At 71.5% G+C, this 24,798-nt stretch carries 24 protein-coding genes and 1 pseudogene; 12 read left to right on the top strand and 13 right to left on the bottom strand.

From position 1 onward, the window contains the following. From ABZV42_RS19335 to ABZV42_RS19320, 4 genes and pseudogenes are all read left to right on the top strand, one after another. A pseudogene (locus ABZV42_RS19335) lies at window positions 1-426 on the top strand (zf-HC2 domain-containing protein); the annotation flags it as partial. A gap of 139 nt (window positions 427-565) precedes the next feature. Continuing rightward, on the top strand, window positions 566-2,314 hold the full coding sequence (locus ABZV42_RS19330; protein ID WP_356052832.1) for a trypsin-like peptidase domain-containing protein: 1,749 nt from the start codon (window positions 566-568) through the stop codon (window positions 2,312-2,314). A gap of 222 nt (window positions 2,315-2,536) precedes the next feature. Next, window positions 2,537-2,983, top strand: coding sequence for a sec-independent translocase (locus ABZV42_RS19325; RefSeq protein WP_356052830.1), 447 nt, complete (start codon window positions 2,537-2,539; stop codon window positions 2,981-2,983). Window positions 2,984-3,401: 418 nt separating this feature from the next. Beyond that, complete coding sequence (locus tag ABZV42_RS19320) at window positions 3,402-4,058, top strand: hypothetical protein (RefSeq protein WP_355985870.1); 657 nt, start codon at window positions 3,402-3,404, stop codon at window positions 4,056-4,058. A 159-nt stretch (window positions 4,059-4,217) separates the two neighbouring features. Here ABZV42_RS19320 and ABZV42_RS19315 read toward each other — a convergent pair whose 3' ends face one another. From ABZV42_RS19315 to ABZV42_RS19305, 3 genes are read right to left on the bottom strand one after another with little or no spacing between them, the layout of a single operon-like run. Beyond that, window positions 4,218-5,351: an Mrp/NBP35 family ATP-binding protein gene (locus tag ABZV42_RS19315; RefSeq protein ID WP_355985872.1), complete on the bottom strand. Its 1,134-nt coding sequence runs from the start codon at window positions 5,349-5,351 to the stop codon at window positions 4,218-4,220. Window positions 5,352-5,395: 44 nt separating this feature from the next. Continuing rightward, on the bottom strand, window positions 5,396-5,992 hold the full coding sequence (locus ABZV42_RS19310) for a DUF1003 domain-containing protein (protein WP_355985874.1): 597 nt from the start codon (window positions 5,990-5,992) through the stop codon (window positions 5,396-5,398). Beyond that, window positions 5,982-7,280, bottom strand: a complete 1,299-nt coding sequence (locus tag ABZV42_RS19305) for a CBS domain-containing protein (protein ID WP_355985876.1) — start codon at window positions 7,278-7,280, stop codon at window positions 5,982-5,984. Before ABZV42_RS19305 ends, ABZV42_RS19310 begins: the two co-directional genes overlap by 11 nt. 238 nt (window positions 7,281-7,518) lie before the next feature. Between ABZV42_RS19305 and ABZV42_RS19300 the strand changes: the two genes are divergently transcribed. Continuing rightward, window positions 7,519-8,226: a hypothetical protein gene (locus tag ABZV42_RS19300; protein WP_356052842.1), complete on the top strand. Its 708-nt coding sequence runs from the start codon at window positions 7,519-7,521 to the stop codon at window positions 8,224-8,226. Window positions 8,227-8,283: 57 nt separating this feature from the next. Here ABZV42_RS19300 and ABZV42_RS19295 read toward each other — a convergent pair whose 3' ends face one another. Together ABZV42_RS19295 and ABZV42_RS19290 are read right to left on the bottom strand one after the other, a co-directional pair. Beyond that, a complete protein-coding gene (locus ABZV42_RS19295; protein WP_355985879.1) occupies window positions 8,284-8,829 on the bottom strand; it encodes a hypothetical protein in 546 nt (181 codons plus the stop codon). Window positions 8,830-8,853: 24 nt separating this feature from the next. Further along, window positions 8,854-9,969: a magnesium and cobalt transport protein CorA gene (locus ABZV42_RS19290; RefSeq protein WP_355985881.1), complete on the bottom strand. Its 1,116-nt coding sequence runs from the start codon at window positions 9,967-9,969 to the stop codon at window positions 8,854-8,856. Window positions 9,970-10,585: 616 nt separating this feature from the next. Between ABZV42_RS19290 and ABZV42_RS19285 the strand changes: the two genes are divergently transcribed. Beyond that, entirely contained in the window at window positions 10,586-11,170 is a 585-nt protein-coding gene (locus tag ABZV42_RS19285; RefSeq protein WP_355985883.1) for a suppressor of fused domain protein, read from the top strand. Between the two features lie 73 nt (window positions 11,171-11,243). Here ABZV42_RS19285 and ABZV42_RS19280 read toward each other — a convergent pair whose 3' ends face one another. Beyond that, window positions 11,244-12,497 carry an MFS transporter gene (locus ABZV42_RS19280; protein WP_356052827.1) on the bottom strand — a complete coding sequence of 418 codons (1,254 nt, stop codon included), beginning with the start codon at window positions 12,495-12,497 and terminating at the stop codon, window positions 11,244-11,246. A gap of 163 nt (window positions 12,498-12,660) precedes the next feature. Here ABZV42_RS19280 and ABZV42_RS19275 point away from each other — a divergent pair, with 163 nt between their 5' ends. The 3 genes from ABZV42_RS19275 to ABZV42_RS19265 all read left to right on the top strand — a co-directional run bounded on the left by ABZV42_RS19275 (window position 12,661) and on the right by ABZV42_RS19265 (window position 15,433). Continuing rightward, window positions 12,661-13,302, top strand: a complete 642-nt coding sequence (locus ABZV42_RS19275; protein WP_355985887.1) for a DUF6758 family protein — start codon at window positions 12,661-12,663, stop codon at window positions 13,300-13,302. 375 nt (window positions 13,303-13,677) lie between these two features. Continuing rightward, window positions 13,678-14,535 (top strand): PHP domain-containing protein, encoded by an 858-nt coding sequence (locus ABZV42_RS19270; RefSeq protein WP_355985889.1) that lies wholly within the window; start codon window positions 13,678-13,680, stop codon window positions 14,533-14,535. Between the two features lie 292 nt (window positions 14,536-14,827). Next, a complete protein-coding gene (locus tag ABZV42_RS19265; RefSeq protein WP_355985891.1) occupies window positions 14,828-15,433 on the top strand; it encodes a MarC family protein in 606 nt (201 codons plus the stop codon). 159 nt (window positions 15,434-15,592) lie between these two features. Here the strand turns inward: ABZV42_RS19265 and ABZV42_RS19260 are convergent, their stop codons facing one another. Next, window positions 15,593-15,745 carry a hypothetical protein gene (locus tag ABZV42_RS19260; RefSeq protein ID WP_020136747.1) on the bottom strand — a complete coding sequence of 51 codons (153 nt, stop codon included), beginning with the start codon at window positions 15,743-15,745 and terminating at the stop codon, window positions 15,593-15,595. 223 nt (window positions 15,746-15,968) lie between these two features. Between ABZV42_RS19260 and ABZV42_RS19255 the strand changes: the two genes are divergently transcribed. Next, window positions 15,969-16,865 carry an NYN domain-containing protein gene (locus ABZV42_RS19255; RefSeq protein WP_355985894.1) on the top strand — a complete coding sequence of 299 codons (897 nt, stop codon included), beginning with the start codon at window positions 15,969-15,971 and terminating at the stop codon, window positions 16,863-16,865. A gap of 41 nt (window positions 16,866-16,906) precedes the next feature. Here the strand turns inward: ABZV42_RS19255 and ABZV42_RS19250 are convergent, their stop codons facing one another. Beyond that, window positions 16,907-17,812 carry an alpha/beta hydrolase gene (locus ABZV42_RS19250; protein WP_355985897.1) on the bottom strand — a complete coding sequence of 302 codons (906 nt, stop codon included), beginning with the start codon at window positions 17,810-17,812 and terminating at the stop codon, window positions 16,907-16,909. Between the two features lie 163 nt (window positions 17,813-17,975). Next, window positions 17,976-20,249: a DEAD/DEAH box helicase gene (locus ABZV42_RS19245; RefSeq protein WP_356052825.1), complete on the bottom strand. Its 2,274-nt coding sequence runs from the start codon at window positions 20,247-20,249 to the stop codon at window positions 17,976-17,978. Between the two features lie 472 nt (window positions 20,250-20,721). Here ABZV42_RS19245 and ABZV42_RS19240 point away from each other — a divergent pair, with 472 nt between their 5' ends. Next, the gene (locus ABZV42_RS19240; RefSeq protein ID WP_355985902.1) at window positions 20,722-21,483 is read left to right on the top strand and encodes a ferritin-like fold-containing protein; all 762 of its coding nucleotides are present in this window, start codon (window positions 20,722-20,724) and stop codon (window positions 21,481-21,483) included. Between the two features lie 124 nt (window positions 21,484-21,607). Here ABZV42_RS19240 and ABZV42_RS19235 read toward each other — a convergent pair whose 3' ends face one another. From ABZV42_RS19235 to ABZV42_RS19220, 4 genes are all read right to left on the bottom strand, one after another. After that, a complete protein-coding gene (locus ABZV42_RS19235) occupies window positions 21,608-21,877 on the bottom strand; it encodes a hypothetical protein (RefSeq protein WP_355985903.1) in 270 nt (89 codons plus the stop codon). Window positions 21,878-22,149: 272 nt separating this feature from the next. Then, window positions 22,150-22,377 carry a DUF3107 domain-containing protein gene (locus ABZV42_RS19230; RefSeq protein WP_028801993.1) on the bottom strand — a complete coding sequence of 76 codons (228 nt, stop codon included), beginning with the start codon at window positions 22,375-22,377 and terminating at the stop codon, window positions 22,150-22,152. A gap of 219 nt (window positions 22,378-22,596) precedes the next feature. Further along, window positions 22,597-23,238 carry a TetR/AcrR family transcriptional regulator gene (locus tag ABZV42_RS19225; RefSeq protein WP_355985238.1) on the bottom strand — a complete coding sequence of 214 codons (642 nt, stop codon included), beginning with the start codon at window positions 23,236-23,238 and terminating at the stop codon, window positions 22,597-22,599. A 187-nt stretch (window positions 23,239-23,425) separates the two neighbouring features. Further along, window positions 23,426-23,644, bottom strand: coding sequence for a hypothetical protein (locus ABZV42_RS19220; protein WP_356052823.1), 219 nt, complete (start codon window positions 23,642-23,644; stop codon window positions 23,426-23,428). 160 nt (window positions 23,645-23,804) lie between these two features. Between ABZV42_RS19220 and ABZV42_RS19215 the strand changes: the two genes are divergently transcribed. Then, the gene (locus ABZV42_RS19215; RefSeq protein WP_355985243.1) at window positions 23,805-24,794 is read left to right on the top strand and encodes an alpha/beta hydrolase; all 990 of its coding nucleotides are present in this window, start codon (window positions 23,805-23,807) and stop codon (window positions 24,792-24,794) included. Window positions 24,795-24,798 lie beyond the last annotated feature (4 nt).

Raw genomic sequence — 24,798 nt, 5'->3', positions numbered from 1 at the left:
GGCGGAGTGACCACCGGTGTGCCCGGGGACACGGACGCCCGCGGGGCCGGAGCCGGCAGCAATGTGACGCCGTCCAGGACCCAGGGCTCCGGCGCGGCCTCGGCCCCCGAGTCGCAGCGCCGCCGGTCCGCCGGACCGATGCTCGCCCAGGGCGAGCGGTCGCTCGGCAACGGTCCGGTGGCGTCGACCGGGGTGTCCGCCCCGCTGCTGCCGGGGGTGCCCCCTCCGGCGGGCCGCGGCCAGGACGCCGTGCACGCGCTGACGACACCGGTGGTCGCCGGTGCCGCCGCCACGTCCCCGCTCATACGTCCGCTCACCGACACCGAGCCGCTAGACCTGACCCCGCATCCGGGGCTGCTCGCCGCCCCCGCCGTCACTCCGTCCCCCACTTCGTCCTCGTCCCCCACCCCTCGTGACGTTCACTGACACCACCCTCTGCGCGGCGGCCCGCGAACCTGGTTGAATCCGGGGTGGGCCGCGTCCGCGGGAGGGATCACGGACGCGGAGTCGACAAGTCTGTGGTGGCCGTCGGCGAGCTGTGCCGCGGGCCAGGTGTGGGGAGAGCATGAACGAGGGCAGGCCCACGAAGGCGAAGTGGTGGAGATCCCGGCCCGAGGCCGCGGACACCGCACCGGCTCACGGCACGGAACCGGATTCCCGGCACCCCGCGGACACCACACCTGCTCACCCAGCAGAGCCGGATTCCCCGGACCTCGCGGACACGGCACCGGCTCACCGCACGGAACCGGATTCCCCGCACCCGGCCGCCTCCTCGGATCCGCATTCCCCGCACCCGGCCGCCCCGGCCCGAGAGGCGGACGGGACAGGGGGATTCCCGGCCGGCGCGACCACCCTCGCGGAGGGAGCCTCCGTCCACGGAACGGCCCCCAAGGCCCCCGTGGGCGGCATCCCGGCCCAGGGCGGCACGCCCTTCGACGCCGTGCCCCCGCCCCTCGTACCGGAACCGGAACCTGAATCCTCGGGGTCCCCGGACCCGATGTCCCCCATGTCCGAGCTCTTGGACGGCGCCGCCTCCACCGCCCCGGGCGGGTCCGCCGAGCCCGTCGAGGATGTGACCCCCGATCCCTGGCGGAACTACGACCCCTGGGCCGCGCCCGGATCCGCGCGGAACAACGGCCGCCTCGATCGGAGCGGAGCCTTCCAGCAGAACGGCGTCGCCGTGCCCACCGTGGCGCAGAGGCGCGGAAGGGCGAGGAAGGCCCTGGTGCTCGGCGCCGTCGCGCTCGCGCTGGTGTCCGGGGGCGTGGGCGGCGCCGTGGGGGCGTATCTGGAGCGGAACGGGGGGCTGAGGGACATCGAGCTCCCGCAGGCCGCCAAGGAGGCCCCTGGGCGTGCCCCGGACAGCGTCGCCGGGATCGCGGCGCACGCGCTGCCCAGCGTCGTCACCCTGCATGTGCACGGCAGCGAGGAGGACGGCACCGGCACCGGATTCGTGCTCGACGCCGAGGGACACATCCTCACCAACAACCATGTGATCGAACCCGCCGGCGGCACCGGCACGATCACCGTGACGTTCAGCGGCGGTGAGAGCGCGCGGGCCAGGGTCGTCGGGCACGACAGCGGCTACGACCTCGCCGTCGTCAAGGTCTCGGGAGTCCACGGCCTCGCCCCGATGCCGCTGGGCAACTCGGACAGTGTCCAGGTGGGCGACCCCGTCGTCGCCATCGGCGCGCCCTTCGACCTCGCCAACACGGTCACCTCCGGGATCATCAGCGCCAAGGAGAGGCCCATAACGGCGGGCGGCGACAAGGGAGACGGCACCGACGTCTCGTACGTGGACGCCCTCCAGACCGACGCGCCGATCAACCCCGGCAACTCGGGCGGGCCGCTGCTCGACTCCCGGGCCCGTGTCATCGGCATCAACAGCGCCATCCGCTCCGCCGACAGCGGCTCCGACCTGGAGACCGGTCAGGCCGGTTCCATCGGGCTCGGCTTCGCCATCCCCGTCAACCAGGCCAAGCGCGTCGCCGAGGAGCTGATCAACACAGGCCGGGCCACCCACCCCGTGATAGGGGTCACGCTCGACATGAACTACTCGGGTGACGGAGCACGGGTCGGCACCAAGGCGGCCGGGGGCGGGGCGCCCGTCACGGCCGGCGGTCCCGGTGCGAGGGCGGGCATCCGGGCCGGGGACGTCATCACCGAGGTCGACGGCACACGGGTCCACTCCGGCGAGGAACTCATCGTGAAGACCCGCGCCCACCGGCCCGGCGACCACCTCCGGCTGACCGTCAGGCGGGGCGGCGCGGACCGGAAGGTCACCCTGGTCCTCGGGTCGGCGGACGGCGACTGAGGGTCGCGGGCACCGGGGCCCGCGAATGACACGAACCTCACAGTCGGGCACGACACCGCAGCTCCGGACGGCAAACATCATGGAAAACCGTCGGTGCGCACGAAGCCGGAAGCCCCGGGACAGTTCCGGACGGACAGGTCCGCCGGGTACCGTTGGACTCGGCCCGGACCACGGAGGACTTCCCGAGGGCCGAGGACCGAGGGCATCGCGAGGAGCTACCAGGTGTTCAATGACGTAGGACCGCTCGAGCTGGTGACGCTGGTCGTCCTTGCCGTGCTCGTTTTCGGTCCCGACAAGCTCCCGAAGCTGATCCAGGACGTGACGCGCACGATCCGCAAGATCCGTGAGTTCTCGGACAGCGCCAAGGCGGACATCCGCGACGAACTCGGTCCGGAGTTCAAGGACTTCGAGTTCGAGGATCTCAACCCCAAGACGTTCATACGCAAGCAGATGGACAATGACGAGCTGGGGCTCAAGGAGATCCGTAACGGCTTCGACCTGAAGCGGGAGATGGTCGAGGTCACGGACGCGGTGCACGGCCGCGAGTCCGAGTCCTCCACCGCCGGCGGGTCCTCCAACGGCAGCCCCGGCGGCTCCGTCGACATGACGAAGAAGCGCGAGAAGCTCGACGCCGACGAGCACCCGCCCTACGACGCCGACGCGACCTGATCCGTACGGCGCCGTCCGGTCCGTACTGGACCACCTGATCCCCCCGGTGCCGTCCGGTCCGTACGGGGGCACCTGATCAGCCCGGCGCCGTCCGATCAGTACGGCGCGACCTGATCCTTACGGAGTACCGCGTCGCGGCCCGTCGCACGGGAGCACCCGCCGCCCGGCGTCCATGACCCCCACGGGCGGGCGAGCCCGCTCCCCGGCCGGGCGGATCCGGCTCCGGAACGTCTCCGTCCGCGAGCCGGTAACAGGCCCCCCGCGGTCCGAATACGCCGTTCGTGCGCCTTACGCGCCGGGCGCTTTCGACGATGCCCGGAGCGGGGTGGCTATGCTGCCCAGTTGTTGTGCGGACCGACAAGGTCGCCCGAGGGGGGTGGGCCGCCCGGTCCGACGAGATCGAGGAGGCGTCCGGCAGATGGAGACGACAAGTCGGGTAGGCGCGCAGGCGCCGGCCGCGGAGGGCGGACAACAGGTCCCCTCCGCCCGGCGTACGGTCGACGGCTACCTGCTGGCGCCCTTTCCCTGGTACGGCCTCGACGAGGCTTTCACGGGGCCGCGCTGGCTGATGCAGGTGGGCACCTCCGCGGAGGGCGTGGTCGAGCACGGTTCGGTCGGGCACGGGGACGAGCCCTCGGTGCGCCCCGAGCCGGGCGAGGACAAGGAGCGGTTCGCGGTGGTGGTCACCGTGGCCGCCAGCCCCGTACGGCGCAGCGCGGACGGCACGGGACTGCTGGAGGCCACCTCGGTGTCCTCGGCGGCGTGGCTCGCCGGTGTGGGGCTGTTGTCCTTCACCTGGCCCGGCCAGATGGACCACACCCTGCGCGACGACTGGCTCGACCAGCAGACCGAGACCGCGTGGGTGCTGGCCGACGATCTGGACGGCGCGGACTGGTCCACCCTGTCCCTTCCCGTGGACGGCGTCCCCACGGCCTTCCACTACCGCGAGTCCGAGTTCGGCTGGGTCCTCGCGGGTTCCACGCAGGAAGGCGTCCACGTGGGCGCGTACGGGCGGGGAATGAGCGCGTACGGGCTCGGTTTCGCGGTGATCAAGGACATCGCGGCATACGCCTAGGAAGGCCCTGGTGGCACCTACGGGGGCCTGAAGGCCACTGAGTGGGGCCCGGGCAGCTCCGGCGGCCCGGCGGTCGTTACGAAGGAGGGGGCGCCGTCCGTGATGGACGGCGCCCCCATCCTTTTCGTACGGGAAGAGCCGGGACCTCTCGGGGAGGTCCTAGAACTTGTTGCGCGGGGTGATGCCCAGCGACATGCCCGACAGGCCGCGCTGACGGCCGCCCAGCTTGCCCGCGATGGCCCGCAGGGCCGAGCCGGCGGGGGAGTCGGGGTCGGTCAGGACGACCGGCTTGCCCTCGTCGCCGCCCTCGCGCAGGCGGACGTCGATCGGGATGGAGCCGAGGACCGGGACGGTCGCGCCGGTTGTGCGGGTCAGGCCGTCGGCGACCGACTGGCCGCCACCGGTGCCGAAGACGTCGACCATCTCGTCGCAGTGCGGGCAGGGCAGCCCCGACATGTTCTCGACGACGCCCACGATCTTCTGGTGGGTCTGCACGGCGATGGAGCCGGCGCGCTCGGCCACCTCGGCCGCCGCCTGCTGCGGGGTCGTGACGACCAGGATCTCGGCGTTCGGGACGAGCTGGGCGACGGAGATCGCGATGTCGCCGGTGCCCGGCGGGAGGTCCAGGAGCAGGACGTCCAGGTCACCCCAGTACACGTCCGCCAGGAACTGCTGGAGGGCGCGGTGGAGCATCGGGCCGCGCCAGACCACCGGCGCGTTGCCCGGGGTGAACATGCCGATGGAGATGACCTTCACACCGTGCGCGGACGGCGGCATGATCATGTTCTCGACCTGGGTCGGCTTGCCGTCCGCACCGAGCATGCGCGGCACCGAGTGGCCGTAGATGTCGGCGTCCACGACACCGACCTTGAGCCCGTCGGCGGCCATCGCGGCAGCCAGGTTCACGGTGACCGAGGACTTGCCGACACCGCCCTTGCCCGAGGCGACCGCGTACACACGGGTGAGCGAGCCGGGCTTGGCGAAGGGCACCTCGCGCTCGGCGGTGCCGCCCTTCAGAGCGGTCGCCAGCTCACGGCGCTGCTCGTCGCTCATCACGTCGAGTTCGACGTCGACACCGGTGACGCCCTCGACCCGGGAGACCGCCTCCGTAACCCGCTGGGTGATCGTGTCGCGCATCGGGCAGCCGGAGACCGTCAGGTACACGGCAACCGCGACCACGCCATCCGCACCGATCGTGACCGATTTGACCATCCCCAGTTCGGTGATGGGTCGGTTGATCTCGGGGTCGTTCACCGTCGCCAGTGCTTCACGCACCGCGTCTTCCGTAGCCATAGGGACGATGGTACGGCGCTCCCCATGGGCCCCGGAAAGCCCCGTCACCGGTCGTCTACGTCACGTCCGTGCGACCGTTCCGCCGGGAATACGACCCGGCCGTCCCCGTGGCCGTCGGGATGCCGGTCCGCCAGCTCCTTGACCAGGTCCTCCAGCTCGGAGCGGATCCAGTCGCGGGTGGCGACCTCGCCGAGGCCCATCCGCAGCGCGGCGATCTCGCGGGTGAGGTACTCGGTGTCGGCGATGGAGCGCTCGTTCTGCTTGCGGTCCTGTTCGAGGTTGACCCGGTCGCGGTCGTCCTGCCGGTTCTGCGCGAGCAGGATCAGCGGGGCGGCGTAGGACGCCTGGAGGGAGAGCATCAGGGTCAGGAAGATGAACGGGTAGTTGTCGAAACGCAGGCCGGGCGGCGCGAAGATGTTCCAGACCACCCACAGGATGATGACGACCGTCATCCAGACGAGGAACCGTCCGGTGCCGAGGAATCGGGCGATGCGCTCCGAGAACCGTCCGAAGGCCTCCGGGTCCCATTCGGGCAGCAGTCTGTGCCGCGGCGGCTTCGGCTGGTCGAGCCGGGTGCGCGGTCGGGGGGCCGCCGTCGCCCCCGTGGCGGCCCGCTCACGGGCCTCACGGTCAGGCGCCATCGCGTTCCTCGTGGATGCTCTCGTGCACGCCCTCGTCGAGGTGGAACTCCGTCTCCCGCCAGTCCTCGGGCAGCATGTGGTCCAGTACGTCGTCCACGGTCACCGCGCCGAGCAGCGAGCCGCTCTCGTCGACGACGGGGGCCGCGACCATGTCGTACGTCGCGAAGAACCCGGCGACCACCGGCAGCTCGTCCTCCGGGGCCAGCGGATGGAGGTCGTCGTCGACGAGCGAGCCGACCAGGGTGGGCGGCGGATCGCGCAGCAGCCGCTGGAAGTGCACCGCACCCAGGTACTTGCCCGTCGGGGTCTCGTCCGGCGGGCGGCACACGTACACCTGGGCGGCGAGCGCCGGCGAGAGGTCGGGGTTGCGGACCCGGGCCAGCGCGTCGGCGACGGTCGCGTCGGGCCGCAGCACGATCGGCTCGGTGGTCATGAGCCCGCCCGCCGTCCGTTCCGCGTACGCCATCAGCCGCCGCACGTCCGCCGCCTCGCCGGGCCGCATCAGCGCCAGCAGCCGCTCCACGTCCTCGGTGGGCAGCTCGGCCAGCAGGTCCGCCGCGTCGTCGGGGTCCATCGCCTCCAGGACGTCGGCCGCGCGCTCCTCCTTGAGCTTGCCGAGGATCTCGATCTGGTCGTCCTCGGGCAGCTCCTCCAGCACGTCGGCGAGGCGGTCGTCGTCCAGGGCGGCGGCCACCTCGCCGCGCCGCTTCGGCGACAGGTGGTGCAGCACGTTCGCGAGGTCGGCGGGCCGCAGCTGCTCGAACGTGGCGAGCAGGCTCTCCGCGCCCTGTCCGTGCTCCTCCAGCGAGAACCCGGTGACGGAGGACCAGTCGACCGTCATCGTCTCGCCCTTGGCCCGCCGGAAGGCGCCGGCGCGACCCTTGCGCACGAAGACCCGGCCGATCTCCCATTCCCGGCGGGCCGGCAGCTGCTGGATCGACACGTCCAGGACCGTCACCTCCTCGCCCGTCTCGACGAGGGTCACCAGCCGGTCGAGGAGTTCGCCGAAGACGAGCCGTTCGGTGGGCCGCTGCTCGAAGCGGCGCACGTTCAGGACACCGGTGGTGATGACCTGGCCGGACTCGATGCCGGTCACCCGGGTCATCGGCAGGAAGATCCGGCGGCGGGTGGACAGTTCGACGACGAGGCCGAGCATGCGGGGCGGCCGCCGTCCGACGCGCAGCATGGCGACGAGGTCACGCACACGGCCCACCTGGTCGCCGTTCGGGTCGAAGACGGCGACGCCGGACAGGTGCGAGACGAAGATCCGGGGGGCGGCTGCGGCCATGCCCGCGCCTCCTTCGCTTCGATGCGTTCTGTGCCGGTCTGTCCGCTCGGGTGGGCTTCAGGCTAGCCCGTCCCGGTCGGGTACGCCCTGGTGGGCGGTCCGGACGGACTGCCTCCGCCGGGCGGGTGCCGCACCGGTACGCTGCCGTAGGCCGTTCGAGGACCGCGCACGAGAGGCAGCCCCACCTGTGACCGCAACTCCCCAGGGCCGTACCCGCAGAGCCGTGACGGTGGCCGCGATGTGCGCGCTGGCGGTGACGGGGACGGTACTGACGGGATGCGGCAGCGGGGACCCGGACGCGGGCACGAACGGGGTCGGGAAGCTGTCCGCCGCCACCATCCAGGCGAAGGCGAAGAAGGCGGCCGAGGGCGCGTCGACCGTGCGGCTCTCCGGGACCGTCGTCTCGGGCGGCACCACTTACACCCTCGACATGCGCCTCAAGGCCGACGGCGGCACCGGCTCGGTCACCTCGAAGGGGGCCGGTTTCCATCTGCTGAGGGTCGGCGAACACCTCTTCCTGAAGGCCGACGCCGAGTTCTGGGCCCACGAGGACGGCAAGGGCGGCGGCAAGCAGTCGGGCACCGCGGCGGCGGGCAAGCTGGAGGGCATGTACGTGAAGGTGCCGGCCGGCGACCCCGCGTACAAGCGCTTCAGCGGCTTCACCGACAAGGACGTCCTGCTGGCGGGGCTGCTCGGGCTGCACGGTGCCCTCGCCAAGGACGGCCACCACGAGCAGTCCGGCGTCCGCACCATCCGCATCACCGGCGACAAGGGCTCGGGCGGCACGCTGGACGTCTCCCTGGAGGGCACCCCGTACCCGCTCCAGCTGGGGCGGGCGGGCAACGCCGGCACCCTGAGCCTGACCGACTGGGGCAAGGACTTCCCGCTCGCCGAACCGTCCAAGAAGGACACGGTCGACTACGGGCGGCAGTTGCCCTCGTCGTAGCCCCGCGCGAGGGCCGGCGCGGCGTTCGCGGTCCCCGGAGGTCCGCCCGCCGGGGTTCTAGCCCCGCCGTCCGCGCCGCTTCAGCAGGAGGCGGGGCAGCGCCGCCGGTACCGGCCGGCGGGTCGTCGCCGGGGTCGGCAGCGGGCGTTCGGCGAGTGAGCCCTCGGGCAGTTCGGCGGTCGCGCCCGTCGGCACGAGGCGCAGCACCCGGCATTCGCGCGCCCAGCGCTGCGGCATCGCCTCGCCGTCCGGGGCGTTCAGCCGCTTGCCCTTGAGCTCGCCGACGGCCGCCTCCCACTCCGGGGTGTTCTCGGCGAGTTCCATGACGGTGGCGGACCAGGTGACGAGCCGTCCGCCCTTGTCCTTGCTGCGTACGGTGACGACCGCGCTGCCGCCGTCGACCAGCCCCGGCAGCGGCTGCTCGCCGGGTCCGTCGCCGACCAGGCAGGCCGCGCCGTCGTGCCACACGTGCCACAGCGCCTGGGCGGGCACCTCGTCGTCCGGGCGGGCGGGTGTCGGCACACTGATGCCGCGTACCCAGATCAGCCCGGACTTCTTGGTGGCCTCCTCGACGAGGGCCTGGTCGAGCAGCTCTTGCGTCATGGGGCCCAGACTATCCAGCCCGTCCTACAGCCAGCCGTTGCGCTTCAGGATGCGGTGGATCGCGAGGCAGAGCCCGACCGTGATGCCCATGATCACGGGGTAGCCGTAGTGCCAGCGCAGCTCCGGCATGTACTTGAAGTTCATGCCGTACACACCGCAGACCATCGTCGGTACGGCGACGATCGCGGCCCAGGAGGTGATCTTGCGCATGTCCTCGTTCTGCGCCACGGAGGCCTGCGCGAGGTTCGCCTGGAGGATCGAGTTGAGCAGTTCGTCGAAGCCGAGGACCTGCTCCTGCACGCGTGCGAGGTGGTCGGCGACGTCGCGGAAGTACTTCTGGATGTCGGGGTCGACGAGCCGCATCGGGCGCTCGCTCAGCAGCTGCATGGGGCGCAGCAGCGGCGACACCGCCCGCTTGAACTCCAGCACCTCGCGCTTGAGCTGGTAGATCTGCCCGGCGTCCGTGCCGCGCGGGGTGCCCTTGCGGCCCGGCGAGAACACCTCGGTCTCGACCTCGTCGATGTCGTCCTGCACGGCGTCCACGACCGCGATGTAGCCGTCGACGACATGGTCGGCGATCGCGTGCAGGACCGCCGAGGGCCCCTTGGAGAGCAGCTCGGGGTCGTCCTGGAGGCGGTGCCTCAGCGCGCGCAGGGACCCCTGGCCGCCGTGCCGGACGGTGATGAAGAAGTCCCCTCCGGTGAAGCACATGACCTCGCCGGTCTCGACGATCTCGCTGGTCGCCGTCAGCCGGTCGTGCTCGACGTAGTGGATGGTCTTGAAGACGGTGAACAGGGAGTCGTCGTAGCGCTCCAGCTTGGGCCGCTGGTGGGCCTGGACGGCGTCCTCCACGGCCAGCGGGTGCAGCCCGAACTCCCGGGCGATACCGGCGAATTCGTCCTCGGTGGGCTCGTGCAGGCCGATCCACACGAAGCCGCCGTCGCGCCGCACCTGACGCATGGCCTCCTGGGGCGTGAGCGGCGCGCGGGTCGCGACACGGGCACCGTCGCGGTAGACGGCGCAGTCGACCACGGCCGACGGGGTGCCGGGGTCACGGGTGGTGTCGTACGAGCCACTGTCCTTGCGCAGCGTGGCGGGGCGGGGCCGGACCGCGGCGCGCAGGTCACGGATCATCGACATGGCAGGCTCCTTTTCGCAACGGAGGCGGCCGACGACGATTGGAACTACCCGGAATGGGGACGTCCTGACTGCGGATGTTTGGCACGTCCACAAAGCGGGGAGCACCGCATCGTCGCGGTGGCAGCTTCGCTACTGATTCAGATCAGACAGATCAGGGGTTCAGATCGGACAGATCAGGCGGAAACGAAGCGCTCTTCCGTGGTGCACCGGGCAACGCTGACACGTGCGCACACGATTGCGGGAGGCGACAGCCGACAGGGCCGAAAGCCCGGCGGGACCAGCTGTGAACTCAGCGACCGGAAGAGCGGGTGGTACTGCACGATCGACTTCGATCCATTGCAGCCCCACCTCCTCCGGTCGGTCCCCCGTGAGGGACGATCCATCCCCCGAAGGGGAGTCTGTCTCCCTCCGAAGGGGAGTCAGATCAGTCTCAGTGCGTCGGAGTACGGGAGCAACTCCCGAGGCGCCGTGAGAGCCTCGTGAGGCCCTCAGTCATGCACTGCTCCGACCAGCGGCCAAGACTATCAGCGCACCGATACGTCAAGGCCCCGCTTTGCGCGATGTTGACCGGGGTCCGGTGCGCCATGGCGCAATTGACGCCGCCTATGCTCGGTTCATGGCTGATGTTCTTCCACTGGTCGAGGCCCGTTTGCGCTCCGCGCTGGGCGAACCCGACGCGCGGGCCGCGGTCACCTTCCTGGGCACCGACCGCATCGAGGTGCTGCGCTTCACCGAGGGCGACATCGTCCGCTACGCCACGCTCGGCATGTCCGTCCAGCCGATGGCCGACCCCACCGCCGTGCTCGCCGATCCGGTGAAGGGCCCGCGCGTCGAACTGGTCCTCTCCGTCCGTCCGGCCGGGGCCGACACCGACAAGGTCCTCCGCCCGCTCGCCGTGCTCGCCGCCTCCCCCCAGGTCGAGGGGCTGGTCGTGGCGCCCGGCGCCTCGCTCGACGTGGGTGAACCGCTGTGGCCGGGCGCGCCGTTCACCTCCGTCCTGGTCGCCGAGTCCGGCGGTCTGGTGGAGGACCTGGAACTGGACGCCCCCGCCGATCCCGTACGTTTCCTGCCGCTGCTCCCCATGACGCCCAACGAGGCCGCCTGGAAACGGGTCCACGGGGCCGGCGCACTCCAGGAACGCTGGCTGAACGGCGGAACGGACCTGCGCGATCCGCTGCGCAGGTCCGTTCCCTTGGACTGACCGGGCCGACCGGACTGGCCGGCCGATTCCGGGAGCCCTGTCCGACGAGACGTCAGGCAGGGCTCTCGAAGGCTCAGTTGGCGAAGACGGTGACGCCGTCCTCGGTGGCGTGGACCGGCTCCAGCCGCTCGGCCTTCTCGGTGAGCGCGTCGCGCCGTACCCAGACCACCGCGGCGCCCAGCAGCGCGGTGACCGCGGCGACCACGAACGGGACGCGGATGTTGCTCCACTCCTCGATCTTCGGGGCGAAGTACGGTGCCGCCGCGGCGGCGAACCAGCGCACGAAGTTGTAGCCGGCGCTCGCCACGGGACGCGGTGCGTCGGAGACCCCGAGGGCCAGCTCCGTGTAGACGGTGTTGTTCACGCCGATGAAGGCGCCCGACAGGACCGTGCAGACGACGGCGGTGGTGTGGTCGCCGTACCCGAGGACGAGGACGTCGGCGGCGAGCAGCACCAGGGAGCCGCCGAGTACCTTCAGCGAGCCGAACCGCGCCTGCATGCGCGGGGCCACGAGCACCGAGAAGACGGCGAGCAGCAGGCCCCAGCAGAAGAACACCGCGCCGGACTTGTATGGCGTCATGTTCAGCACGAACGGAGTGAAGGCCAGCACGGTGAAGAACGTGTAGTTGTAGAAGAACGCCGAGGCCGCGGCGGAGGCGAGGCCGCCGTGGCCGAGGGCGCGCAGCGGGTCGAGCAGCGAGGTCTTGCGCGCGGGCTTCGGCTGCTCCTTCAGGAACGCCGTGATGCACAGGAAGCCGATGGCCATCAGGAACGCGGTGCCGAAGAAGGGGTAGCGCCAGCTGGCGTTGCCGAGCAGGGCGCCCAGCAGCGGCCCGCAGGCCATGCCGAGGCCCAGCGCGGACTCGTAGAGCAGGATCGCCGCCGCGCTGCCGCCGGCCGCCGCGCCGACGATCACGGCGAGGGCGGTGGAGACGAACAGCGCGTTGCCGAGTCCCCAGCCGGCCCGGAAGCCGACGAGTTCGCCGACCGATCCCGAGGTGCCGGCCAGTCCGGCGAAGACCACGACGAGGGCGAGACCGAGCAGCAGGGTCCTGCGGCCGCCGATCCGGCTGGAGACGAAGCCGGTCAGCAGCATCGCGACGGCCGTGATCAGGAAGTACGAGGTGAAGAGCAGGGACACCTGGCCGGGCGTGGCGTCGAGGCCCCGGGCGATGGACGGCAGGATCGGGTCGACGAGTCCGATGCCCATGAAGGCGACGACGGACGCCCCGGCGGTCGCCCAGACGGCCCTCGGCTGACGCAGGATGCCGCCCGCGCCGGCGTCGAACGTGTCGCCCTCCGCGGGACCTTCCGTGCTGTTGATCATGCCCGCTCCTTCACTGTGCGCCGACTGGATCGTTGTCTTATACACACAATAAGTTAGGTGAGCTAATAAATGCAAGATGCACGTAGTTTTCGACGTGGCCGCCCCGCGCCGGACGGGTGATCGTCCTTGACGCGACGAACGACGGGGAGGACCGTTGGGCCCTATGAGGGGCGAACCCAGTTGCCCGAAGTGTGGTGGCCGGGTCAGGGCTCCCGGCCTTTTTGCCGATTCCTGGCAGTGCGATGTGCACGGCACGGTGCATCCGCTGCAGCCCGTGATCCCGCCCAGCGTCGAGGCCCTCGGTGTGGTCGTGCACCGCGCCCGGGTGCCGGTGTGGATGCCGTGGCCGCTGCCGGTCGGCTGGCTGTTCACCGGGGCGGCGTTCGCGGGGGACGACCGCAGCGGGGGCAGGGCCACCGCCATCGCCTGCTCGGGGCCCGGGCCGCTCGGCGGCATGGGTGAGCTGATCCTGGTCGCCGAGGAACTGGGTGTCGGCCTCGGCGCGCGGTACGCGGGCATGGACGGACCCGACCCCGGCCCGTACATGAGCGTCGAGAAGCCGCCTCAGGCGAAGGTCCTCGCGGCGGGCCGGCCCACACCGCTCTGGCATGTCTCCGGCTCCCCGGACGACCGCGCCGTCTTCGCGGGCGAGGCGCTGGGCCTGTGGCTGTGGGCCGTCGTCTGGCCGGAGCAGACCGGACTCCTGATGTACGACGAACTGGTCCTGACCGACCTGCGCGACGCGGGTGCCGAGGTCGACCTGCTCCCGTGCGGTGCGTTGTCACCGCGCATCCTGGAGCCTTAGGGCCGGGCGGTGCTGGGGCGGGTGCGGCTGGATGCCGGGGTGGACGCGCCCGGATGCCGGCGGTGAGGGTTGCCTGGACGCTGACGTGGGGCGTGTCCGATGCCGAGGCGGCGGTTGCCGGGGCGTCGATGGGTGGTGCGACGGGATGCCGGACGGCGGCGCCTGGTGTGATCCGAGGCTGGGCGCCGGTGCGCGGCGTGAGTCGGGGGTGGCGTCGACGCGCGGCGTGGATCTGAGGCCGGACGGCGCGCGCGGTGTGATCCGAGGCCGAGGAGTGTAGGGGGCGCTCCCGTGGTGCGGGTGTGACATCGGTGGCCTGGTTCCCGCTATCCTTGAGCGTCCTCGCCCGTCCCGTCACCGTCTGGAGCCCGCGTAGTGCGCATCGATCTGCACGCCCACTCCACCGCCTCCGACGGTACGGACACCCCGGCCGAGCTGGTGCGCAACGCTGCCGCCGCCGGTCTGGACGTCGTCGCGCTGACCGACCACGACAGCACGCGCGGGTACGCCGAGGCGATCGCCGCGCTGCCCGAGGGGCTCACCCTCGTCACGGGCGCCGAACTCTCCTGCCGGATCGACGGCATCAGCATGCACATGCTGGCCTACCTCTTCGACCCCGAGGAGCCCGCCCTGCTCGCCGAGCGCGAACTGGTGCGGGACGACCGGGTGCCGCGGGCCCAGGGCATGGTCGCCAGGCTCCGGGACCTCGGGGTGCCGATCACCTGGGAACAGGTGGCGCGCATCGCGGGCGACGGGTCGGTCGGCCGTCCGCACGTCGCCTCCGCGCTGGTCGAGCTGGGCGTCGTCGACAGCGTCTCCGACGCCTTCACCGAGCAGTGGCTGGCCGACGGGGGCCGCGCCTACATCCCCAAGCACGAGACCGATCCCTTCGAGGCGATCCGCCTGGTCAAGGGAGCCGGGGGCGTCACCGTGTTCGCCCACCCGGCCGCCGCCAAGCGGGGCCGCACGGTGCCGGAGTCGGCGATCGCGGAGCTGGCGTCCGCCGGCCTCGACGGCATCGAGGTCGACCACATGGACCACGAACCGGCCACCCGGGCCCGGCTGCGCGGTCTGGCTTCCGAACTGGGGCTGCTGGCCACGGGCTCGTCCGACTACCACGGCAGCCGCAAGACCTGTGCGCTCGGGGACCTCACGACCGACCCCGAGGTCTACGGGGAGATCACCCGCCGCGCCACCGGGGCGTTCCCGGTACCGGGCGCGGGCGGAGCCTGAATCCCCGCACGCCGGACGCCGCACGCCGCACGCCGCGACGGCCCGGACGGGCCTGTGACCGGGACCGCGCCATCGCCCACGGGCCGGTGTCACGGGACCGGCACGTGAGGCACGTACGGACTTGGCCGGTGGTGAGGCCTGTGTGGACCTGGCCGGTGCCGTAAGACCCCTGCCACGCCCCTCCCGTCACCCGTCACCGTCCCCCGCCTCCGTCATCCGCCAGCGGCTCCCGAGGCGATGGCCGGAAGACCCGCCCACCCGCTCCCATCACTTCGCAAGGCTCTTCTTCACCATGTTCGACGTCGCCGTCTTCGGCTCCCTCTTCCTCACGCTCTTCGTCATCATGGATCCCCCCGGGATCACCCCGATCTTCCTGGCGCTCACCGCCGGCCGCCCGGCCCGTGTGCAGCGGCGGATGGCCGTCCAGGCGGTCTGTGTCGCCGGCGGAGTCATCACCGTCTTCGGGCTCCTCGGGCACCAGATCCTGGACTATCTGCACGTCTCCGTGCCCGCGCTGATGATCGCGGGCGGATTGCTGCTCCTGCTGATCGCCCTCGACCTGCTCACCGGCAAGACGGACGAGCCGAAGCAGACCAAGGACGTCAACGTCGCCCTCGTGCCCCTGGGGATGCCGCTGCTCGCCGGGCCCGGCGCGATCGTGTCCGTGATCCTCGCGGTGCAGCGGGCCGACTCGGTCGCCACCCAGGTCTCCGTGTGGACCGCGATCCTCGCCATCCATGTCGTCCTGTGGGTCGTGATGCGCTACTCGCTGCTGATCATCCGCGTCATCAAGGACGGGGGAGTGGTCCTGGTGACCCGGCTCGCGGGCATGATGCTCTCCGCCATCGCCGTGCAGCAGATCATCAACGGCGTCACCCAGGTGATCCGGGGCGGCTGACGGCCTTCCCCGGCTCCCGGGCGCACGCGCAGAGCCCCGCACGGCATCCTCGCCGTGCGGGGCTCTGAAGTCTGTGAAGCGTCTGCTGTCCGCGACGCGTTTCGTATACGGGGCGCCTTCGGTGCGCCCTTCGCAGTGCGAAGCGGACCGTCGTCGGTGTTAAGAGGCGGTTGTGTCGGCCGGGCGGATCCACAGGCGCTGCCCGATGGCGGCTGCCTGCTGAACGATCCGGTTGACGGAGGCGGCGTCCACGACAGTGCTGTCCACGGGTGTGCCGTCGACATCGTCGAGTCGCATGATTTCGAAGCGCATGGGCTTCTCCCTTCGTCTGGTCATCCTCCTGCGGAGAACTACTCGTGTGAGGAGCGAGGCGCCAGAGCCTCGCTCACATACGGATTCAACGGGATGCGTGTTACAAACATTCCCTACGCTAAGGAAATTTTTCGAGAACCTAATTACTAGCGGGTAGCCCGGGTGGCGGAGACTGAACGGCGCCGGTTGTGTTCGCAGCGTGACCGCCGGGACAATGGAAGTGATGAACGACGACCACGCGGCCCTCGCCGCCCGCATAGACCGTACGAACGAGCTGCTTCAGCGCATGCTCGCCGAGGTCGCGAAGACCCCCTCCACTCACGCGATCTTCGTGGACGCCGGATATCTGTACGCGGCCGCGGGGCGCCTCGTCGCCGGCACGGAGGACCGCCGTTCCTTCGACCTGGACACCGAGGGCCTCATCGAGGCGCTCATCGACCGGGCCCGCACGATCTTCGCCGACAGCCGGCTGCTGCGCGTCTACTGGTACGACGGCGCGCGACGCCGCATCCACACCGCGGAGCAGCAGTCCATCGCCGAACTCCCTGACGTGAAGGTCCGGTTGGGTAATCTGAACGCCAACAATCAGCAGAAGGGCGTCGATTCACTGATCCGCTCGGACCTGGAGTCCCTCGCCCGGCACCGCGCCATCAGTGACGCAGCCCTGCTCGGCGGCGACGAGGACCTCGTCTCCGCCGTCGAGGCGGCCCAGGGCTACGGCGCCCGGGTCCATCTCTGGGGCATCGAAGCGCCCGAGGGCGGCAACCAGGCCGAGCCGCTGCTCTGGGAGGTCGACAGCCAGCGCACGCTCGACCTCGAATTCTTCAAGCCGTACGTGGCCCGGCGCACCGCCCAGTCGTACGACCCGACGGCGGCGGTCCGGCCCACCCGGGACGACGTGCGCTTCGTGGGCGCCCAGATCGCCGCGAAGTGGCTCGCCGCACGCGGCCGGGAATCCCTGGCCGAGCTGCTTCCCGGGCACCCGTATCTCCCCGGCTCGGTCGACCAAGACCTGCTGGTCGAGGCCGAGGGCCTGCTCCAGTACTCCCTGCGCGGGCAGTCGGACCTGCGCCGCGCACTGCGCGACGGCTTCTGGGAGCACCTTCAGGCGCAGTACTAGGGAAGTACTGGCGTAGTACGGGGGCAGTACTGGGACAGCCCTTAGGCCCCGCGGGGCTCGGGCCCGTCCGGAGTGTTCGCCGGTCGCGTGCCGTCCCAGAATCCGGCCAGGGCGCGGGCGGTCTCCAGGGGCTGGTCGGCGTTGGGGGAGTGCTCCGCCCCTTCGACGACCGTGCGGCGCGCGTCCAGTCGTACGGCCATCGTGTCCAGCAGGGACACCGGCCAGGTGTCGTCGTGCTGGCCGGATATCACGTGCTTCGGGAGGGGGACGGCGGCCAGTTCGGCGACCCGGTCGGGCTCGTCACAGAGCTGGCGGCCCGTGGCGACGAGCTGGGCGGGACTGTTGCCGAGCCAGCGGCGGCGGAGGTCGGCGAGGTCGCTCAGACCCGCGTCCAGCCCGCCCGTGTCGGTCTCCTCCGGCGGCTCCATCGCCTGGATCGCCTCCCACACCTCGGCCATGCCCATCACGGCCAGCGCGTCCCGCAGCAGCTTCACGCGCTGCTGCTGGGACTCGGAGATCTGCGCGGGGCCGGAGGCCATGAGCGTCAGGGACACGAACGGCGACGGGTCGGCGAGCACGGCCGCGCGCGCGATCTGGCCGCCGAGCGAGTGCCCCACGAGGTGCACCGGAGCACCGACGGCGGCGGCCTGGGCGAGTACGTCCCGCGCCAACTCGCTCTGCGCGTAGGCCGATTCGTCGTCCCGCGGCCCGCCGGTCTCGAACTGACCGCGCCCGTCCACGGCCACCGTCCGGTAGCCCGCGGCGGCCAGCGGCACGTGCAGTGCGATGAAGTCCTCCTTGCTCCCGGTGAACCCCGGCAGCAGCAGCGCGGTCCCCCTGGGCCGTCCCTCCGGTGCGGCGTCGAGCACGGCGAACTCGCCGCGCGCGGTGGACAACCGGTACGCGCGGACACCGGCGGGCGGAAGGAAGGTATAAGGCCTGCTCATGCGCAGGAGGCTATCGGGCGTCGGCGACAGCCGCTCGACGGGTGCGTGGCTCCCGGGCCGGTGCCCGGTGAAGTCGGGCGCGGGTCATCGGGCGGTCCGCGGGCGCGCGAAACGCCGACGGCCCGGCCCCACCGGATGGGGGACCGGGCCGTCGGGCGGTAGATCAGCTCTCCGTGGGCTCCGTGGCGACCGCCTTGCGGGTGCGTCGGCGGGCGGCGGGCTTGGCCTCCGTCGCCTCGGCGGCCTGGGCCGGGATCTCGGCGTCGGCGACGGCCTTGCGGGTCCGGCGGCGGACGGGCTTGGCCTCGGTCGCTTCGGTCGCTTCGGCGGCCGTGTCGGTGGTCGCGGCCTTGGCGCGGCTGCGCCGGGGCTTGGTGACCGTCTCGGCGGCTTCGGCGATCTCGGTCGCGGCGGCCTCGACCGTGTCGACGACAGCCTCCGCGGCCTTGCGGGTGCGTCGGCGCGCGGCGGGCTTGGCCTCCGTCGCCTCGGCGGCCTGGGCCGGGATCTCGGCGTCGGCGACGGCCTTGCGGGTCCGGCGGCGGACGGGCTTGGCCTCGGTCGCCTCGGTCGCTTCGGCGGCCGTGTCGGTGGTCGCGGCCTTGGCGCGGCTGCGCCGGGGCTTGGTGACCGTCTCGGCGGCTTCGGCGATCTCGGTCGCGGCGGCCTCGACCGTGTCGACGACGGCCTCCGCGGCCTTGCGGGTGCGTCGGCGCGCGGCGGGCTTGGCCTCCGCCGCCTCGGCGGTGACCTCGGCGACCGTCCCGGCCTCGGGCGTCGTCTCGACGGCCTTGCGGGTACGTCGGCGGGCCGGGGCCTCGGCGACGGCCTCGACGGCGGCGCTCTCGACCACGGCCTCGGCGGCGGTCACCACGGCCTCCGCCGTCTCGGCGGCGGTCTTGCGGGTCCGGCGACGGCGCGGCGCGGCCGGCTCGTCGGTGACACCCTCCGCCGTCGCCACCGCGGCTTCGGCGGCCTCGGTCACGGGAGCGGCGACGGCTGCCACGGGCTCGCCCGCTCCACTGCGGGTACGCCGGCGGCGGCGCGGGGTGCGGGGCTCGGTGGCCTCGACGGACGCGGGCGACTCCGTGGCCGCCGGAGCGGCCGTGGTCGCGGGCGTCTCGTCCGCGGCGGCGCCGTTGCGCGTGCGGCGGCGCTGACGCGGAGTGCGCGGCGCGCGCTCACGCTCGACGGGCGCCGGCGCGGCCGAACGGCCACCGCGGCCGCGCGGGCCACCACGGCCACCGGTCTCGCCCAGGTCCTCGACGGCCTCGGCCGCGAGCCCGGCGCGGGTGCGCTCGGAACGCGGCAGGACACCCTTGGTGCCGGCCGGGATGCTCAGCTCCTCGAAGAGGTGCGGGGACGTGGAGTACGTCTCCGGCGGGTTGCCGAAGCCGAGGTCCAGCGCCTTGTTGATGAGCTGCCAGCGCGGGATGTCGTCCCAGTCGACGAGGGTGATCGCGATGCCCTTGGCGCCCGCGCGGCCGGTGCGGCCGATGCGGTGCAGGTACGTCTTCTCGTCCTCGGGGGACTGGTAGTTGATGACGTGGGTGACACCCTCGACATCGATACCGCGGGCCGCGACGTCGGTGCAGACGAGAACGTCGACCTTGCCGTTGCGGAACGCGCGCAGCGCCTGCTCGCGGGCGCCCTGCCCGAGGTCGCCGTGGACCGCGCCGGAGGCGAAGCCACGCTGCTGGAGCTGGTCGGCGAGGTCCGCCGCCGTCCGCTTGGTGCGGCAGAAGATCATCACGAGACCGCGGCCGTCGGCCTGCAGTATGCGCGAGACCATCTCGGGCTTGTCCATGTTGTGGGCGCGGTAGATGAACTGCGCGGTGTTCGCGACCGTCGCGCCCGAGTCGTCCGGCTCGGAGGCGCGGATGTGCGTGGGCTGCGACATGTAGCGGCGCGCGAGACCGATGACCGCGCCCGGCATGGTCGCCGAGAACAGCATCGTCTGACGGCGGGCCGGCAGCATGTTCATGATCTTCTCGACGTCGGGCAGGAAGCCCAGGTCGAGCATCTCGTCGGCCTCGTCGAGGACGAGCGCCTTGATGTGCTTGAGGTTGAGCTTCTTCTGGCCCGCCAGGTCCAGCAGTCGCCCCGGGGTGCCGACGATGACGTCGACGCCCTTCTTCAGGGCCTCCACCTGGGGCTCGTACGCCCGGCCGCCGTAGATGGCCAGAACGCGTACGTTGCGGACCTTTCCGGCGGTCAGCAGGTCGTTGGTCACCTGGGTGCACAGCTCGCGCGTCGGGACGACGACGAGGGCCTGCGGCGCGTCGGTGAGCTGCTCGGGCTTGGCCCGGCCTGCCTCGACGTCCGCGGGGACGGTGACGCGCTCCAGGAGCGGGAGGCCGAAGCCCAGCGTCTTGCCGGTGCCGGTCTTGGCCTGGCCGATGACGTCGCTGCCGGAGAGGGCGACCGGGAGCGTCATCTCCTGGATGGGGAAGGGGTTGACAATGCCGACGGCCTCAAGGGCTTCGGCGGTCTCAGGGAGGATTCCGAGGTCTCGGAAAGTCGTAGTCAGGGTGCTGCCTCTTCTGTGTACGCGGTACGAGGCGAACGCGGGGGTCGTGTCGGGACCGTGCCGGGGACGTCGGCCGCTCTTTACGGGCGGGCCGGCTGGCATGGGACCACTGCCGACGCTCGAGCTCTCGTGCCGCTGAGGGTTCCCTCCGGATGCCGTACGCAATGTGCCGTACCGACGAGGAGGGCTGTCGGGTCGGAGCCGATCGGGCCACCGACCGGGCATCCTCATTCGTGCGGCCCGTCGAATCACTCGCCGGGCGCATTACCACCATACCCCGGATTCGCGCACATGCGATGGCCGATTTGGTCACGTAGTCGTCGTCGCACTGGTTGACCAGGGACTTCCCTCGTGCTGTGAGCGGGCTATTGTGCGCTTCATGACGACGCCTGACAACGCCGCTGAGAAGCCCGCCGAGGCCACCGCCGACACCGCCCCCGCGGCCACCGGGGTCGCGGCGCAGAGCTGGGAGACGGCCTCGGCCCAGCCCCAGTACCGCGCCGCGGTCGTGGACCTGCTCGGAGCGCTCGCGTACGGCGAGCTCGCGGCGTTCGAGCGGCTCGCGGAGGACGCCAAGCTCGCGCCCACGCTCAGCGACAAGGCGGAACTGGCGAAGATGGCGTCCGCCGAGTTCCACCACTTCGAGCAACTGCGGGACCGGCTCTCCTCGGTCGGCGCGGAGCCGACGGAGGCGATGGAGCCCTTCGTCGCCGCGCTCGACGGCTTCCACCGGCAGACGGCTCCCTCGGACTGGCTGGAGGGTCTCGTCAAGGCCTACGTCGGCGACTCGATCGCCAGTGACTTCTACCGTGAGGTCGCGGCCCGCCTCGACTCGGACACCCGCGGACTCGTCCTCGGCGTCCTCGACGACACCGGTCACGCCGGTTTCGCCATCGAGAAGGTCCGCGCCGCGATCGACGCCGACCCGCGTGTGGGCGGCCGGCTCGCGCTGTGGGCGCGACGGCTGATGGGCGAGGCGCTTTCCCAGTCGCAGCGCGTGGTCGCCGACCGTGACGCGCTGTCGACGATGCTGGTGGGCGGTGTGGCGGACGGATTCGATCTCGCGGAGGTCGGCCGGATGTTCTCCCGGATCACCGAGGCGCACACCAAGCGGATGGCCGCACTGGGCCTCGCCGCCTAGCGAGCCGGGAACTCCCGCCTGCCGGAGACCTGTCGAGCCGGGAACTCCTGCGCGCCGGTGACCTGAGGACCACGCCGTCTACGGGCGTGGTTCACGGTCGCGGGAGCGGGACCTTCGCAGCGGCCTACGCCGTCGCGGAGCGGCGCCGAAACCGCTCCTCGGGGCGCAGCAGCAGCGACAGCAGCGCCGCCGAGACGGCCACCGCACCGAGAAGGATGGCCAGGAAGTGGCCGGAGCCCAGCGCCGTGTGCGTCAGGAAGGCACCGAACAGGGCTCCCGCCACGCCGGTCGACATCACCAGGCTGCGCGCCGGCAGGCGGTGGGGCAGGCGGTACGAGGCCGCCCACGCCAGCGCGACACCGAGCAGTGCGGAGCCGAGCACTTCCAAGAACATGGTGGGGTCCCTCCCGCACGGCCGGTGCAAATCGGTCGTAGCCGGTCCTACCCCTGACGTTCGGAACGCAATCCTCCTCAGCGCCCGGCATGTGCTCCATCTGCGTCCGCGCAGGTGCGGGGCGCACGGGACGGCGGCCCGGAGCACCCGGCCGGCAGGCGCCCGTACGAACACGTACGAACACGTACGAACATGTGCGAGCACGCGGTACGGGAAGGGCCCGGTGACAGTGTCACCGGGCCCTTCCCGTACCGCTTCGTCGCCCAGTCGCTCTACAGAGCGCTGAAGCCGACCTTGCGCTGCGTGGGCTCGCCGAGCTCCACGTACGCCAGCCGGTCGGCCGGAACCAGGACCTTGCGGCCGTGGTCGTCCACGAGGCTCAGCAGCTGCGACTTGCCGGCCAGCGCCTCGGACACCGCGCGCTCGACCTCTTCCGGGGTCTGACCGCTCTCCAGAACGATCTCGCGGGGCGCGTGCTGCACGCCGATCTTGACCTCCACGGCTTTGTCCCTCCGACGGTCAGTCATGTGCGCGTTCGTACGCGCCGTACGCAGCACACATTAGCCCGGCGAGGGGACGCGCACGCTCCGCCCGGGAACGCCAGGAGCGAACAGCCGACGGGAACAAAGAAGCGGCCGACGGGAACAAGGAAGCGGCCGGGGGCGCGCCCCCGGCCGCTTCCACGGCGTCGGTGTTCCGCTGGTCCGGTGACCGGCGGATCAGTTCTGGTCGGTGCCGTGCAGTGGGAAACCCGCGATGCCCCGCCAGGCGAGCGAGGTCAGCAGCTGGACCGCCTGGTCGCGCGGCACGCTGCGGTCGCTGTGCAGCCAGGAACGGGCCACCACCTGGGCCAGCCCGCCGAGGCCCGAGGCGAGCAGCATCGACTCGGCGCGGGAGAGACCCGTGTCCTCCGCGATGACGTCGCAGATCGCCTCGGCGCACTCGTGTGTCACCTTGTCGACACGCTCGCGCACCGCCGGCTCGTTTGTCAGGTCCGACTCGAAGACCAGCCGGAACGCGCCGCCGTCGTCCTCCACGTACGCGAAGTACGCGTCCATCGTGGCGCGGACGCGCAGCTTGTTGTCCGAGGTCGACGCGAGCGCCGCCCGTACCGCCATGAGCAGGGACTCGCAGTGCTGGTCGAGCAGGGCCAGATACAGATCGAGCTTGCCCGGGAAGTGCTGGTAGAGAACCGGCTTGCTGACGCCCGCGCGTTCGGCGATGTCGTCCATGGCGGCCGAGTGGTATCCCTGCGCAACGAAAACTTCCTGGGCGGCGCCGAGAAGCTGGTTGCGCCGGGCACGGCGCGGCAGGCGAGTGCCCCGCGGGCGTGCTGCCTCTGTCTGCTCGATGGCTGTCACGCCGCCTCCCAAAGTTGTCCACGTGCGGTGTGCGCCGCGCCGCCATCGTACTTTTCGGTAACCCTGCTGTGCGCGGTGCGAGCGCAGAATTTCACGGACCGGACCCGACCGGGAGGGCGCACAGTGTGCGGAAGGGGACGAGATGGGCACCCGGCCGCCGCGGGGGGCCTTGATCAGCGGTGTCGGATCACCTGTAGTCGTCCTCGTTCAGCCGGACGACGCGGGCCTGCTCGGCCAGGTCCGCGTCGTCGGCGTTGAGGCGGTCGCCCGGGGGTTCCGGGTCGACGTCGTCCGCGGGGTCCAGCTCGGCGGACTGCTCGGCGGCGTCGGCCTCCGGGGCCTCGGGGTCGAGGATCTCCCGGAACTGGTCGTCGAACGTTGCGGGGTCTGTCGGGTCGACTGTCATGGTTCCTCTTCCCGAACGGGTACGGGTGCGCTCCTGATATGCGTACGAGTGCCCTCGTTCGAAGCCTAGGAGACGCGCGATCCGGACGCTATGCGATCCGCCCGCGATCTGTGACGGCGAACACATGAGCCCCCGCGTGATCGTCTCGTAACATTGCGGCATGTCTTCGACCGAACTCCCTTCCGCGCCGGCCGCCACCGTCATGCCGAGGGTCGGCGCCGTGAAGGTCGCGGAGGGGGAGCGGCTGCGATCGGTCGGGCTGCCGGGCATGACCCTGACGATCCGGTCGAGACCGTCGACCGGGGACGGCCTGCCGCCGGCGTTGTACGTGCACGGTCTGGGCGGTTCCTCGCAGAACTGGTCGGCACTGATGTCCCGGCTCGACGGGCTCGTGGACGGCGAGGCCCTCGACCTGCCGGGCTTCGGGGACTCCCCGCCGCCGGACGACGGCGACTACTCGATCACGGGACACGCGCGCGCGGTCATCCGCCATCTCGACGCGTCCGGACGCGGTCCTGTACATCTTTTCGGCAATTCACTCGGCGGCGCGGTGTCCACACGGGTCGCGGCCGTCCGTCCGGATCTCGTCCTGACGCTCACGCTGGTGTCCCCCGCGCTGCCCGAGATCCGCGCGCAGCGCACCGCCTGGCCGACCGCGCTCCTCGCCCTCCCGGGGGTGGCGGGGCTGTTCACGAAACTGACGAAGGACTGGAGCGCTGAGCAGCGCGTACGTGGGGTGCTGGCCCTCTGTTACGGCGATCCCGGCATCGTGACGCCCGAGGGGTTCCGTGATGCGGTCGACGAGATGGAGCGGCGGCTCGCCCTGCCCTACTTCTGGGACGCCATGGCGCGTTCGGCGCGCGGGGTGGTGAACGCCTACACACTCGGCGGGCAGCACGGACTGTGGCGTCAGGCCGAACGGGTGCTCGCCCCCACGCTCCTGGTCTACGGAGGCCGCGACCAACTTGTCGGCTACCGTATGGCGCAGCGCGCGGCCCGTGCCTTCCGCGACTCCCGGCTGCTGTCACTGCCGGACGCGGGGCACGTCGCGATGATGGAGTATCCGGAGACGGTCGCCACCGCCTTCCGTGAACTCCTTGCGGACCTGGAAGAGTCGACCTCTTCGGTTGCAGTCGGCGCGGAGAGCTGAGGCG

Origin of the sequence: Streptomyces sp. NPDC005281 (assembly GCF_040607495.1) — a bacterium.
GTDB lineage: Bacteria > Actinomycetota > Actinomycetes > Streptomycetales > Streptomycetaceae > Streptomyces.
Note: the sequence above shows the minus strand (reverse complement) of the source record. Positions and strands in the feature narration are given on the sequence as shown.